The sequence below is a fragment of the Pseudomonas sivasensis genome, from assembly GCF_052938085.1.
Genome location: NZ_CP176442.1, coordinates 2,654,534 through 2,669,441 on the forward strand (window position 1 = coordinate 2,654,534; position 14,908 = coordinate 2,669,441).

Annotated in this window: 10 protein-coding genes; all 10 read right to left on the reverse strand. The window is 61.1% G+C overall.

The features are described from left to right. Window positions 1-64 precede the first annotated feature (64 nt). The 10 genes from ACKZ62_RS12345 to ACKZ62_RS12390 all read right to left on the reverse strand — a co-directional run bounded on the left by ACKZ62_RS12345 (window position 65) and on the right by ACKZ62_RS12390 (window position 14,866). Complete coding sequence (locus ACKZ62_RS12345) at window positions 65-340, reverse strand: peptidylprolyl isomerase (protein ID WP_003174397.1); 276 nt, start codon at window positions 338-340, stop codon at window positions 65-67. A gap of 43 nt (window positions 341-383) precedes the next feature. After that, complete coding sequence (locus ACKZ62_RS12350) at window positions 384-2,879, reverse strand: PAS domain-containing protein (RefSeq protein ID WP_032886541.1); 2,496 nt, start codon at window positions 2,877-2,879, stop codon at window positions 384-386. Window positions 2,880-3,019: 140 nt separating this feature from the next. After that, window positions 3,020-4,972 (reverse strand): acetoacetate--CoA ligase, encoded by a 1,953-nt coding sequence (locus ACKZ62_RS12355; RefSeq protein ID WP_181643344.1) that lies wholly within the window; start codon window positions 4,970-4,972, stop codon window positions 3,020-3,022. A gap of 512 nt (window positions 4,973-5,484) precedes the next feature. After that, window positions 5,485-6,258, reverse strand: a complete 774-nt coding sequence (locus ACKZ62_RS12360) for a 3-hydroxybutyrate dehydrogenase (RefSeq protein WP_447096744.1) — start codon at window positions 6,256-6,258, stop codon at window positions 5,485-5,487. Between the two features lie 7 nt (window positions 6,259-6,265). Beyond that, window positions 6,266-7,657, reverse strand: a complete 1,392-nt coding sequence (locus ACKZ62_RS12365; protein ID WP_032886537.1) for a GntP family permease — start codon at window positions 7,655-7,657, stop codon at window positions 6,266-6,268. Between the two features lie 275 nt (window positions 7,658-7,932). After that, window positions 7,933-9,342, reverse strand: coding sequence for a sigma-54 interaction domain-containing protein (locus ACKZ62_RS12370; RefSeq protein WP_447096745.1), 1,410 nt, complete (start codon window positions 9,340-9,342; stop codon window positions 7,933-7,935). After that, window positions 9,339-10,913, reverse strand: a complete 1,575-nt coding sequence (locus ACKZ62_RS12375) for an ABC transporter ATP-binding protein (RefSeq protein WP_095184546.1) — start codon at window positions 10,911-10,913, stop codon at window positions 9,339-9,341. The genes ACKZ62_RS12370 and ACKZ62_RS12375 overlap by 4 nt, the downstream gene beginning before the upstream one ends. 10 nt (window positions 10,914-10,923) lie before the next feature. Continuing rightward, entirely contained in the window at window positions 10,924-11,946 is a 1,023-nt protein-coding gene (locus tag ACKZ62_RS12380) for an ABC transporter permease (RefSeq protein WP_034104518.1), read from the reverse strand. After that, window positions 11,946-13,007, reverse strand: a complete 1,062-nt coding sequence (locus ACKZ62_RS12385; protein WP_032886533.1) for a microcin C ABC transporter permease YejB — start codon at window positions 13,005-13,007, stop codon at window positions 11,946-11,948. The genes ACKZ62_RS12380 and ACKZ62_RS12385 overlap by 1 nt, the downstream gene beginning before the upstream one ends. Next, window positions 13,007-14,866: an extracellular solute-binding protein gene (locus tag ACKZ62_RS12390; protein WP_447096746.1), complete on the reverse strand. Its 1,860-nt coding sequence runs from the start codon at window positions 14,864-14,866 to the stop codon at window positions 13,007-13,009. The genes ACKZ62_RS12385 and ACKZ62_RS12390 overlap by 1 nt, the downstream gene beginning before the upstream one ends. Window positions 14,867-14,908: the final 42 nt, after the last annotated feature.

Below are 14,908 nucleotides of genomic sequence, written 5' to 3' on the forward strand. Positions count from 1 at the left end.
ATCTGGAGGAATGCGATCCCTGTGGGAGGGGGCTTGCCCCCGATAGCGGTCTTAAGTCAAAGCCTCAGTCGCGGTAAAACACCTGCACCAAGTGATACCCAAACTTGCTCTTGATCGGCCCGTGAACCACCTTCACCGGCTTCTTGAAAATCACCGCATCAATCGCCCCGACCATCTGCCCCGGCCGCACTTCACCCAAATCGCCGCCACGTTTGCCCGACGGGCAGGTGGAGTACTTCTTGGCCAACACATCAAAGGCTTCGCCCTTGGCAATGCGCTGCTTGAGTTGTTCGGCTTCTTCACTGGTTTTCACCAGGATATGACGGGCTTGGGCTTTCATTGGTCTCTACCAGGTGTGCGACGGCGCGCGATTATGCCTGAACTCATTCGGCTACGTTGATCATGCTGCGGATTTTAGTCGCCAGCAGGTCGATGGAAAACGGCTTGGCCACCATGTCCATCCCATCTTCCAGGAAGCCCTGGCGCTCGGCGGCTTTTTCGGCGTAGCCGGTCATGAACAGCACCTTCAAGCCTGGGCGATGCTGGCGGGCAATCTCCGCCAGTTGCCGGCCGTTCATGCCCGGCAGGCCGACGTCGGTCACCAGCAGGTCCACGCGCAGATCCGACTCCAGCAGTGGCAACGCGGTGCGTGAATCCGCTGCCTGATGCGCGGTGTAGCCCAATTCATCCAGCACATTCACCACCAGCATGCGCACCGCCGCGTCGTCTTCAACCACCACGACTGCTTCACCGGCCAGTGCCACCGGCACTTCGCCGAGGCTGGCGGGCAGGTTGCTTTCCAGTGCGGTGCCATGCAGGCGTGGCAGGTACAGGCGCACGCAGGTGCCCTGGCCAGGTTCGCTCTGGATCGTGACGTGGCCGCCGGACTGCTGGGCAAACCCGTAAATCATCGACAGGCCCAGGCCGGTGCCCTGGCCGATGGGTTTGGTGGTGAAGAAAGGATCGAATGCTTTGGCGAGGATTTTTGGTGCCATGCCGGTGCCGTTGTCGCACACACCGAGCATCACGTAGTCGCCGGCCTTGACCGGTTCGAGGGTGGTTATGTCGGTGCCGTCCAGGTAGCTGTTGGCGGTTTCAATCAACAATTCGCCGCCGTCGGGCATGGCGTCGCGGGCGTTGATCACCAGGTTGAGCAGGGCGTTTTCCAGCTGGCTGGCGTCGGTGTTGACTGGCCAGATGTCTTGACCCAGTTGCACCTTGAGCGTGATATGCGCGCCTTTGGTGCGCTGGAACAGGTCCTCCAGGGACGCTACTAACTGATTGGGGTCGGTGGGGCGACGGTCCAGTGACTGGCGCCGCGAAAACGCTAACAGGCGGTGAGTGAGGGCGGCAGCGCGGTGAGCCGACGACACGGCGGCATCGGTAAAGCGCCCGATTTCCTCGCTGCGCCCAGCGACGATATAGCGCTGCATCAGGTCCAAGCTGCCGATAATGCCGGTGAGCATGTTGTTGAAATCGTGGGCGATGCCGCCGGTGAGCTGGCCCAACGCTTCCATTTTCTGCGCATGGCGCAATGCATCTTCGGCGCGCTCGCGCTCGAACATCTCGTTTTGCAGGCGTTGGTTGGCCTCGGCCAGGGCCTGGGTGCGCTCAGCCACGCGTTCTTCGAGGTTATCGTTGAGGTGACGCAGGGCTTCTTCGGTGAGTTTGCGTTCGGTCTCGTCAATCACAAAGATGTAGAAACCATTGACCGAGCCGTCATTGCTGAAACGCGGCAAGTATTTCATCAGCGCATGGCGGGGACGCCCGTCGCGGTGGGGCGTGATGGTCATGAAGCTGCACGCCTTGCCCTTGAGTGCGGCAGCGATCTGGTGTTCGCGCCCGGCATACACTTCGTCGCCTAATACTTCGCGGATGCTCTTGCCGTACAGTTCCTGGGGCGTCATGCCGTACCAATCAAGGTAGGCGCTGTTGTTCAGGCGAAAGCGCTGCTCGTGGTCGACGTAGCCGATCAGCACCGGCATGGCGTTGATGATCAGCTGCAATTCGGTCTGGCTTTGGCGCAGGGCCTGCTCGGTGTGCTTGCGCTCGGTCAGGTCCAGGGCGGCACCGAGGAAGCGCGCGGGGCGGCCGTGGTGATCCTTGTAGCAACGGCCTCGGGCAAACACCCAGCGGACTTGGCCATCGGCTTGTTGCAGGCGGTATTCCTCGGCGTATTCGGTGCCGTGGGTGATGCAGTGCTTGATACTGCGCGCCACCGTGGCCCGGTCTTCGGGATGCACACCTTGGAGGTAATCGCTGATGGGCAGCCGGTTCGCGTCGTCGGGGTCGACACCGTGCAGGTAGGCGAAGTGGGCGTCGGCAATAAAGTGATCCTCGCCGATGTCCCAATCCCAGGTGCCCACGGCGTCGGTCGCCGCCAGTGCAAGCTGCAAGCGTTGCTCGGTGTTGTGCTGGGCCTTGCGGCGCTCGTTGGTTTCAATGGCAGTGACGAGGATGCCGGCCACGTTGGCGCTTTCATCGCGGATCGGGCTGTAGGTCAGGTCGAGCCAGATTTCCGTGTCGCGATTATTGCGTTGCAGGACAAAGCGCTGCTCGCTGAAGGTGCGCACCTGGCCGCTGAGCACGGCGTCGTAGACCGGGCCGGTAAAGCTTTCCAGCTCTGGCCACGTCTGGTGCGCCGGTTGGCCCATGGCTTCGGGGTGTTTGTTTCCGGCCAGCAGGGCGAAACCGTCGTTGTAGAGTTGGGTGAGTTGGCTGCCCCACAGCAGGAGCATGGGCATCGGTGAATGGACGACAATATCGACCGCTGTGCGCAGGCTTTGCGGCCAATCATTGGCCTCACCGAGTGGGCTTCGTGCCCAGTCCAGCCGCGCAATTAATGCAGCGGCGTCGCTACCGGTGGATGTTCCTTTCATAAAAAGCCCTGAGCGTAACGCTTTGAAAAATGACAACACCCATTATCCCGTGAGTCGAGAATGGGTGACTACCCCCGAAAAATAGCATGCATTCGGCGTTTGTCTTCAAATGAGTGCGTCAGCGCTGAATCCTTTCATCTTTATGCCAGTTCCGGGCGGTCGCGGAACTGTTCCAATGCCTGCGGGTTGGCCAGGGCGTCGGTGTTCTTGACCGGCTCGCCATGCACCACATTGCGCACCGCCAATTCGACAATCTTGCCGCTGATGGTACGAGGGATATCGCTGACAGCCAGGATTTTGGCCGGCACATGGCGCGGTGTGGTGTTGGCGCGGATCACTTGGCGGATTTGCTGTTGCAGGGCCTCATCCAACTCGATGCCCTCATCGAGGCGCACAAACAGCACCACGCGCACGTCGTCTTGCCAGCGTTGGCCGATGGCCAGGCTTTCCAGTACCTGTGGGACTTTCTCCACTTGGCGATAGATCTCCGCCGTGCCGATGCGCACGCCGCCGGGGTTGAGCACCGCGTCGGAGCGGCCGTGAATCAGCAGGCTGCCATTCGGGCGTTGCTCAGCGTAGTCGCCTTGGGCCCACACGCCGGGGAACTGACTGAAATACGAGGCGCGTAGCTTCTTCTGGTCGGGGTCATTCCACAAACCGATGGGCATGGCCGGGAAGTGCCGGGTACAGACCAGCTCGCCTTTTTCACCGACCAACGGCTGGCCGTGGTCGTCCCACACTTCAATGGCCATCGCCAGGCTCTTGCACTGCATTTCGCCTCGGCGCACCGGCAACACCGGGTTGCCGATAACAAAGCAGGACACGATATCGGTGCCGCCAGACATGGAGGATAAACACAGCTCGCCCTTGATCTCGCGGTACACATAGTCGTAGCTCTGGGGTGACAGCGGCGACCCGGTCGAGATCAGCCCCTTGAGGCTGCCCAGGTCGTGGCTCAGGCGCGGTTGCAGCCCGGCCTTTTCCAGGGTGGCGAGGAATTTTGGGCTGGTGCCGAACACGCTGATCTTTTCGGCATCAATCAAGTCGATCAGGCGCTCAGGTCCAGGATGAAAGGGCGAGCCGTCATACAGTACAGCCGTCGCGCCGATGGCCAGTACCGAGACCAGCCAGTTCCACATCATCCAGCCGCAGGTGGTGTAGTAGAACAGGCAATCCTCGCGGGACAGATCGGCATGCAGGCCGTGTTCCTTGAGGTGTGTAAGCAATACGCCGCCGGTGCTGTGGATGATGCACTTGGGCACGCCGGTGGTGCCGCTGGAATAGAGGATGTACAGCGGATGATCGAAGGGCACCGCGACAAACTCAGGCTCGCCACCGGGTTGGTAAAAGTCCTGCCACAGCACAACCTTCGCCTGGGTGCGGTAGTCCTCGACCTGCGCCTCGGGCCGCGCGTACGGCACCACAATCAACTGCTCCAGGGACGGCAGCCGTTCGAGGATTTCATTGAGTTTGGCGCTTTGGTCGATGGGTTTTCCGGCGTACCGATAACCGGCGCAGGTAATAAGCACCTTGGGCTCGATCTGGCCGAACCGGTCGATCACGCCTTGGGTGCCGAAGTCCGGCGAGGAGCACGACCAGATTGCGCCCAGGCTGGTGGTGGCGAGCATGCCCACCAGGGTTTGCCAGGTGTTGGGCATGCACGCCGCCACCCGGTCACCGATGCCGACGCCAGCCGACCGCAGACTGTTTTGCAGGCCGGCGACGTGGGCGGCCAGTTCGGCGTAGGTGAGTTGTTCGCGCTGGCCGTCTTCGCTGATCGCGACCACGGCCGGGTGGTGGTCACGCCGACGCAGCAGGTGCTCGGCGAAATTCAGGGTCGCGCCGGGAAACCACTGGGCGCTGGGCATCTCGGCGCCTTCGATCAGTACCGCGCCGGGCGGGCTGCGAAACTGCACGTCGAAGTAGGCGACGATCGCCTGCCAGAAGTCCGGCCGCTGGTCGATGCTCCATTGATGCAGGGCGGGGTAGTCGCCCAGTTGCAAGGCGTGGCGGTCGTTGATGAAGCGGCGGAACTGGTCCATCCGCGTGTGGCGGATGCGTTCCGGTGAGGGTTGCCAGAGGATCTCGGACATCAGCAAGGTCTCTTGTTCTTATGCAGGTCTTCAAAACAATAGAATTCTACTGTGGGAGGGGACTTGCTCCCGATAGCGGAGTATCAGCTAGCCCGTGTGGTACTGACCCGCCGCCATCGGGAGCAAGCCCCCTCCCACAATTTAGAACGCCAGTGTCTGTTTTTATTGGGCCAGCCAGCCGCCATCATTGTTTTTATGCAAGTCTTCAAAACAATAGAATTCTACTGTGGGAGGGGGCTTGCTCCCGATAGCGGAGTACCAGCTAGCCCGTGCGGTACTGACCCACCGCCATCGGGAGCAAGCCCCCTCCCACAATTTAGAACGCCAGTGTCTGTTTTTATTGGGACAGCCAGCCGCCATCATTGTTTTTATGCAAGTCTTCAAAACAATAGAATTCTACTGTGGGAGGGGGCTTGCTCCCGATAGCGGAGTACCAGCTAGCCCGTGTGGTACTGACCCACCGCCATCGGGAGCAAGCCCCCTCCCACAATTTAGAACGCCAGTGTCTGTTTTTATTGGGCCAGCCAGCCGCCATCAATGTTCCACGCCGCGCCACGTACCTGGGCACCGGCCTCGCTGCACAAAAACAACACCAACTCACCCAACTGCGGCGGCGTCACAAACTCCAGGGACGGCTGTTTCTCCGCCAGCAAATCATGCTGCGCCTGGTGCGGGTCCACACCTTTGGTTACGCGATCATCAATTTGCTTCTGCACCAGCGGCGTCAGCACCCAGCCGGGGCAAATCGCATTACAGGTCACATTGCTGGTTGCCGTCTCCAGGCCTACCACTTTGGTCAAACCGATCACGCCATGCTTGGCCGCCACATAGGCTGCCTTGCCCACCGAACCGACCAGGCCGTGAACCGAGGCGATATTAACGATACGCCCCCAGCCCTTGGCCTTCATGCCCGGCAGGCTCAGGCGCGTGCTGTGGAACACCGAGGACAGGTTGATCGCGATGATTGAGTCCCAGCGTTCGGCCGGGAAATCTTCCACCGCCGCCACATGCTGAATGCCGGCGTTGTTGACCAGGATGTCCACGCCACCGAACTCACGCTCGGCGTAGGCGAACATATCGGCGATCTGCGCCGGGTCGCTGACGTCCGCAGGGTGATGCCCCACCTTGCCACCAAACGCCTGCACCTGCGCGATCACCGCGCTGGCGTCGCCGAAGCCGTTGAGGATCAAGTTGGCCCCTGCCTGTGCCAGGCTCAAGGCAATGCCCAGGCCGATGCCACTGGTGGAGCCGGTGACCAGGGCGGTCTTGCCATTCAAAGTCGTCATGAAAACCTCACACAATGCCGGTGGCGTAGAAAGTACCGATCACCACGAACACCGCGAGGGTCTTGATAATCGTGATGCCGAAAATGTCTTTGTAGGCTTCGCGGTGGGTCAGGCCGGTCACCGCCAGCAGGGTGATCACCGCGCCGTTGTGGGGCAGGGTGTCCATGCCGCCGCTGGCCATGGCCGCGACCCGGTGCAGCACTTCAAGGGGGATATTGGCCGCATGGGCCGCCGAAATAAAGCTCTCGGACATGGCCGCCAGGGCGATGCTCATACCGCCCGACGCGGAACCGGTGATACCGGCCAGCAGGGTCACGGTAATTGCTTCGTTGACCAGCGGGTTGGGGATGCCCTTGAGCCAGTCCGCCAGCACGAGAAAGCCTGGCAGCGAGGCAATCACCGCACCAAAACCGTATTCCGACGCGGTATTCATTGCTGCCAGCAAGGCGCCGCTGACTGCACTTTTGCTACCTTCGGCGAGCTTGCTTTTGATCGCCGACCAGCCGAAGGCCAGCACCATCAAGATCCCGACCAGCAACGCCGCCTGCACCGCCCAGATCGCGGTGAGCTTGGCGATTTCAGTGGTCACTGGCGCGCTCATGCCCGGCAGGCTGAGGCTGTGGGTCTTGCCGTACCACTGCGGGATCCAGTGGGTGAACAACAGGTTCATCACGCCCACCAGGATCAGCGGCGACAGCGCGATCCACGGGTTGGGCAGAGTGAGGTTTTCGGCGGTCTCAGGCTCGTTGCGCAACTCAGTGCCATAGCCTTCACCCGCGCGCTGGGCCTTGTTGCGTTGCCGCGCCAGGTACAGCATGCCGGTGCAGAATACGAAGATCGTGCCGATCAACCCCAGCCACGGCGCCGCCCAGGCGGTGGTGTTGAAGAAGGTGCTGGGGATGATGTTCTGGATCTGCGGCGTGCCGGGCAGGGCATCCATCGTGAACGAGAATGCGCCGAGGGCGATGGTCGCCGGAATCAGCCGCTTGGGGATATTGCTCTGGCGGAACATCTCCGCCGCGAACGGGTACACCGCGAACACCACCACAAACAGCGATACGCCGCCGTAGGTGAGCAGGGCGCAGACCAGCACGATCACCAACATCGCCTGACGCGTGCCAAGCAAGCGGATCGCAGCGGCCACGATGGAGCGCGAGAACCCCGACAACTCGATCAACTTGCCGAAGACCGCACCGAGCAGGAACACCGGGAAATACAGTTTGATAAAGCCGACCATTTTCTCCATGAACACCCCGGTAAAGGCGGGGGCGACAGCGGACGGGTCGGTGAGCAGTACCGCGCCAAGGGCGGCGATGGGGGCAAACAGGATAACGCTATAGCCACGGTAGGCGGCCAGCATCAGCAGCGCGAGCGCGGCCAGGGCAATGATCACACTCATGGTGTGTCTCCATCGGATTGTTATTTTTGTGGTTGAAACTGTGGGGAGGGCTATAGCGAGATGTGTGCCATATTTTCAAGTTATTGAAATATATGGATATTTTTTAATTTCTTTCGAGTGTTTTTGGGTTTTGTCTCAATTTCGAGACAAGCGAAGATCAAATGTGGGAGGGGGCTTGCCCCCGATAGCGGTGCATCGGCCAGCACATGTGTTGACTGACCTGATGCTATCGGGGGCAAGCCCCCTCCCACATGGATCGTCTTTTTCTGGAGAATTTAGTCTCTGTTTGGAGACTGGGCGATCCCCAGAGCCACCATCTTCTTGTACAACGTCGACCGTCCCAGCCCCAATCGCGTGGCCGCCTCGACCACGTTGCCGTCACAGGCCTTAAGTGCCGTCGCAATCAGCTGTCGATCAAACCGCTCCCGCGCCGCTGCAAACGTCTCACCCTCAACCGTGTCCACCACCCCGCGTTCTACCGGGCTGAACGTGCCGATCGCCGCGCGAATGTCCGTGGCATTCAACACCAAGTCATCACTCAGCAACGCCGCCCGCTCCAGCACATTACGCAGCTCACGGATGTTCCCCGGCCACGCATGCTGTGCCAACAGCGCCAAAGCCTCGCGGTCCAGCTCATGCTGGCTGCGCAGTTCTTCGAGGATCGCCTCGCTCATTGCCGGAATGTCCTCCAACCGATCACGCAGTGGCGGCACGTGGATCGGCAACACATTCAGCCGGTAATACAAATCGGCGCGAAACTCACCACGCTTGATCGCCGCTTCCAAGTCCATGGAGGTCGCCGCGATTACCCGCACATCGCTGTGCAGCATCTCGTTGGAACCCACCGGTTCGAATTCCTTTTCCTGCAACACCCGCAGCAATTTGCTTTGCAGCGGCAGCGGCATATCCCCGATTTCATCGAGGAACAGCGTGCCGCCCTGGGCAATCTGGAATTTGCCTGGACGGCCCTTGCGATCAGCGCCGGTAAAGGCGCCTGGCGCGGTGCCGAAGAATTCGGCTTCGAGCAGGTCGTGGGGAATCGCCGCGCTGTTGACGCTGACAAACGCCTTGTGCGCCCGTGGCGAGGCACCGTGGATGGCCTGGGCCAGCAACTCCTTGCCGGTGCCGGTTTCGCCGAGCAACAACACCGGCGACTCGGCACTCGCGCTGCGCCGGGCACGGCGTTTGACCTCAAGGCTGGCGGCGCTGGTGCCGATAAAGTGCGCGAAGTTGTACTTGCTCTGGCGTGAGCGCAGCAGCGAGCGGGTGGAGGCCAGCTCCTGCTGCATGCTCAGGTAACGTTCGATCAACGGCGACAGGTTGCGCAGTTCATCGAACAACGCGAAACCAATCGCGCCGATCACCGCGCCAGCGTCGTTGTGGATCGGCAGGCGCATCACCACCAACGGGCCTTTGGGTGTGTCCTGGATATCCAGCAGGATCGGCTGGTCGTTACGTACCACTTGGCGCAACAGGCTATTGGAAATCACCTGCTCGCACGGCTGGCCGATGGCTTCGTCAGCGCTTTTGAGGCCGAAGCGCTTGGCGTAGCGCTCATTCATCCACACGATATTGGCGTCGCGGTCGACAATCACCGTGCCTTCGCTGGACTGCTCGATGATCTCGAACAGCGACTGGATCGCCAGGCCGCGAACCTGTTGGTAGTCCTTGAGGCTGGTGCTCATGTCGACAGCCCGCACGCCGCCGCCAGCAACTCCTTGGTGTAGGGATGTTGTGGCGATTCGAACACATCATGGCTCGCGCCGCGCTCCACCACCTTGCCGTCCTTGATCACGATCATGTCGTGGGCCATGGCGCGTACCACGGCCAGGTCGTGGCTGATGAACAAGTAGGTCAGGCCGTACTTTTCCTGCAGCTCGCGCAGCAGTGCAACCACCTGTTTTTGCACCGTGCGGTCAAGCGCCGAAGTCGGTTCGTCCAGCAGCATCAGCGCGGGTTTCAACACCAGGGCGCGGGCGATGGCGATGCGTTGCCGCTGGCCGCCGGAGAATTCATGGGGGTAGCGATGGCGGCTGGCGGGGTCTAGGCCCACGTCCTTGAGCACCTGGATCACTTGCGCGTCGCGGTCGGCGAGGCTGCACGGCGCGTGGACTTCCAAGCCTTCGCTGATGATTTGCTGTACCGACATACGCGGGCTGAGGCTGCCGTAAGGGTCCTGGAAAACCACCTGCATCTGTTTGCGCCAGGGGCGCATTTGCTGATGGTTCAGCGGGTCGAGGGCTTCACCCTGGAAGCGGATGCTGCCGGTGGAATCCAGCAGGCGCAGGATCGCCTGGCCCAGGGTGGATTTGCCCGAGCCGGACTCGCCGACAATCCCCAGGGTCTTGCCGCGCTGCACGTTGAGGCTGATGCCATCCACGGCGCGCAGGTAGGTTTTGCGCCGAAACAGCCCACCGCCGAGGGGGAACTCTACGGTCAGGTCATCCACTTCCAACACGGTCTCGCGCGGATCGCTGCACAGCACATCGCCGGACGGCTCGGCGTCCAGCAACAGGCGGCTGTAAGGGTGTTGCGGCGCCGTGAACAAGGTCTCGCAGTCAGCCTGCTCGACAATCTCCCCGGCGCGCATCACGCACACGCGCTGGGCGATGCTGCGCACCAGGTTGAGGTCATGGCTGATCAACAGCAGCGACATACCCAGGCGCTGTTGCAAGGACTTGAGCAGCAGCAGGATCTTGCGCTGCACGGTCACGTCCAGCGCGGTGGTGGGTTCGTCGGCAATCAGCAACTCCGGCTCGCAGGCCAGGGCCATGGCGATCATCACGCGTTGGCGTTGGCCGCCGGACAGTTGGTGCGGATAAGCCTTGAGGCGCTCCTGGGGTTTCTGGATGCCCACCAGTTCGAGCAGTTCAAGGATGCGCGCCTGCGCCGCCTTGCCGCCCATGCCCTTGTGCAGCAGCAACGTTTCGCCGATTTGCTTTTCGATGCTGTGCAGCGGGTTGAGGGAGGTCATGGGCTCCTGGAAGATCATCGCGATACGGTTGCCGCGCAGTTTCTGCAGGGTCGCCGTCGACGCGCCGATCAACTCCTGGCCGCGATACTTAACCGAGCCCGTGGTAGCTGTTCCGGCTTCGGGCAGCAATTGCAGGATCGAATGGGCCGTCACCGACTTGCCCGAGCCCGACTCGCCCACCAGTGCCAAACACTCGCCGGGGCGCACGTCCAGGCTCAGGTTACGCACCACGGTCTGGCCGCTGAAGGCGACACTGAGGTCGCGGATTTCGATCAGGTTCATAGGGACTCACTCATGAACGTGGGTCGAAGGCGTCACGCAACGCCTCGCCAATAAAGACCAGCAGCGACAGAATCAGCGCCAAGGTGAAAAACGCCGTCAGGCCCAGCCATGGCGCTTGCAGGTTCTGCTTGCCCTGGGCGATCAGTTCGCCCAGGGATGCGCTGCCCGCCGGCATGCCGAAGCCGAGGAAATCCAGGGCGCTCAAGGTGGAAATCGCGCCGGTCAAAATAAACGGCAGGTAACTCAAGGTGGCGGTCATCGCATTCGGCAGGATATGTCGGCGGATGATCTTGCCATCGCCCAGGCCCAGCGCCCGTGCAGCCTTGACGTACTCCAGGTTGCGCCCGCGCAGGAACTCGGCGCGCACCACGTCCACGAGGGCCAGCCAGGAAAACAGCGCCATGATCCCCAGCAACCACCAGAAATTGGGCTCGACAAAACCCGACAGAATGATCAGCAGGTACAGCACCGGCAGACCGGACCAGACCTCAAGTACCCGCTGGCCGATCAGGTCGACCCAGCCGCCGTAGTAACCCTGCAACGCGCCGGCGGCGATGCCAATGGCTGCGCTGATGGCCGTCAGCGCCAGGGCGAACAGGATCGACACCCGCGCGCCGAAAATGACCCTCGCCAGCACGTCGCGCGACTGGTCATCGGTGCCCAGCCAGTTCACCGCCGAGGGCGGGCTGGGGGCAGGGCGGGTCAGTTCGTAGTTGGGGGTGTCATCGCTGAAAGGGATCGGCGGGAACAACATCCAGCCGCCGTCCTGTTTGATCAGCTTTTGCACATAGTCGCTGCGGTAGTCGGCCTGGAACGGCAGCTGGCCGCCGAACTGCTGCTCGGTGTAACGCTTGAACACCGGGAAATACAGTTCGTTCTTGAAACTCAGCACCAGGGGTTTGTCGTTGGCGATCAGTTCGCCGCCGAGGGTCAGGATAAAGAGGCCGATAAACAGCCACAGCGACCACCAGCCACGGCGATTTTTCTTGAAACGCTCGAAGCGTCGGCGTGCCACGGGAGACAAGTTAAGCATCAGGCGTTCCTCGCGGCGAAGTCGATACGCGGGTCCACCAGGGTGTAGCAGAGGTCACCGATGAGTTTTATCAGAAGGCCGAACAGGGTGAAGATAAACAGCGAACCGAACACCACCGGGTAATCCCGCGAAACCGCCGCTTCGTAGCTCATGCGACCGAGGCCATCCAGGGAGAAAATCACCTCGATCAGCAAGGATCCTGCAAAAAACACGCTGATAAATGCCTGGGGAATCCCCGAGATCACCAGCAGCATGGCGTTGCGGAACACATGGCCATACAGCACTCGTCGTTCGCTCAAGCCTTTGGCCCGCGCGGTCACCACGTATTGGCGGGTGATTTCATTGAGGAACGAGTTTTTGGTGAGAATGGTCAGGGTGGCGAATCCGCCGATTACCAAAGACGTCACCGGCAACACCAGGTGCCAGAAGTAGTCGGCGATCTTGCCCACGGTGCTCAGTTCTTCGAAGTTCTCCGACACCAGTCCGCGCACCGGGAACCAGTTCAGGGAGGTGCCGCCGGCGAACACCACGATCAGGAACATCGCGAACAGGAACGCTGGCATCGCATAGCCGATCACGATGGCAGTGCTGCTCCACACATCAAAGCTGCTGCCGTGGCGCACCGCCTTACGTATCCCCAGCGGGATCGACACCAGGTAAGTGATCAGCGTGGCCCACAGCCCGAGGGAAATGGTGACGGGCATCTTTTCCAGGATCAGGTCGATCACCGTCGAGCCGCGAAAGAAGCTGTTGCCGAAATCCAACTGGGCATAGCTCTTGAGCATCAGCCATAGGCGTTCCGGTGCGGACTTGTCGAAGCCGTACTGTTTTTCAATGTCCTTGATCAGCTTCGGGTCCAGGCCCCGACTGGACCGCGAGCCGCTGCTGATGCCTTCGCCGGATGAGCCGCCGACACCGCCGCCGCCAATCCCCTGCAAGTGGGCGATGGCTTGTTCCACCGGGCCACCGGGGGCGGCCTGCACGATCACGAAATTCACCAGCAGGATGATCACCAGGGTTGGGATGATCAGCAGCAGGCGCCGCACGATATAGGCAAACATCAGCGCGCTCCTCCGCGTTTTTTCAGTTCGGCATTCATCTGCTCAGTGGTCAGAGGTGTGGGGCTGACTTCCCACCAGGTTTCCAGGGCCTCGTCATTCTTGGCCTCGATGGCCGGGCGGCCGAAACGGTTCCACCAGGCGGCGGACGTACCGGGCGGGTAGTAATTGGGGATCCATAGGTAATTCCATTGCAGCACCCGGTCCAGAGCATGGGCGTAGGTGAGCATCTGCGCCTGTGTGTCGGCTTTGACCAGACCTTTGATCAAGGCGTCAACCGCCGGGTCCTTGAGCACCATGTAGTTGTTTGCGCCCGAATCAAAAGCGGCGCTGGAACCAAAGTAGTTGTACAGCTCCATGCCCGGCGAGGTGGTGACAGGGAACCCGGTGACGATCATGTCGTAGTCCCGTGTCATCAAACGGTTGACGTACTGAGAGGAGTCGATGCGACGGATATTAAGGGTGATGCCGATCTGCGCCAGATTGCGTTTGTACGGTAGCAACAGTCGCTCCAGACCGGCCTGCGCATTGAGGAAGGTGAACTCAAGCGGTTCGCCTTCGGCGTTTACCAGCTTGTCGCCGTTGGGTTTCCAACCGGCCTCTTCCAGCAGGGCCAGTGCTTGGAGCTGTTTGTCACGGATCATGCCGCTGCCGTCGGTGACCGGTGCCTTGAACACTTGGGTAAACACCTCGTCAGGGATCTGCCCACGCAACGGTTCAAGAATCGCCAGCTCTTCCTGGGTGGGCAGTTGGGTAGCCGCCAGCGGGCTATTAGAGAAGAAACTCTCCTGACGAATGTACATATTTCGCATCATCTGCCGGTTGGCCCATTCGAAATCCCACAGCATTGCCAAGGCCTGGCGCACGCGGCGGTCTTTGAATACCGGCTTCTGCACGTTGAAGACATAGCCTTGGGCCGGTTGCGGCATTTCCTTGGCCAGGTGAGCGCGTTGCAGGCGGCCATCGTCCAGGGCAGGGCCGTTGTAGCCGATGGAGTAGCCGGTGGCGGAAAATTCACGATTGAAATCGTAGGCGCCGCCTCGCAGCACCTGGCGGGCTACTTCGGTATCACCGAAAAACTCCAGGCTCAGGTGATCGAAGTTGTACAGGCCGCGGCTGACGGGCAAGTCTTTGCCCCACCAGTCAGGGTCGCGCGTAAAGGTGATGGTGTTGCCGGAGTCGACCTTACTGACCTTGTACGGGCCGCTGCCCAGTGGGGCTTCGTAGCCGCCGCCATTGGCGAAGTCACGGGTCTTCCACCAGTGCTCCGGGAACACCGGCAGGGTGGCGATATCCAGGGGGAGGGTGCGGTTTTCGTTGCTGGAAAAGTCGAAGCGCACCTGGCGCTCACCTTCCACTTCGACGTGCTTGACGTCGGCGAACAGTGTGCGAAAACGCAGGCTGCCTTGGGTCATTAATAAATCAAAGCTGTAGCGTACGTCTTCGGCGGTGATGGGTTTGCCGTCGGCAAAGCGTGCCTTGGGGTTCAGGTAGAAACGCAGAGACAGGCCGTCCTCGGCGCGCTCCATTTTTTCGGCGACCAGGCCGTAGACCGTATAGGGTTCGTCCAGGGAGCGCAGGGCGAGGGGCGCGTAGAGCCAGCCGTCAACCTGTGACACGCCGATGCCTTTGTCGATATAGGGCAGCACATGATCGAAGCGTCCGATTTCGATGGCCGAGCGCCGCAGGCTGCCGCCCTTGGGCGCGTTGGGGTTGGCGTAGTCGAAATGGGTAAAACCGGCGGGGTACTTGGCCGGTTCGCCGTACACCGTCAGTGACGGTTGGGGGGCCGCGATCACGGCGGTGCTGGCCAGCAGCAGGGCGAGGGTAGAGCGAAATAGAGTCGAAAAGGCCAATCGCATTATCAGTCTTGAACGCCGGAAGAACAGGAATAGGGATTTGTA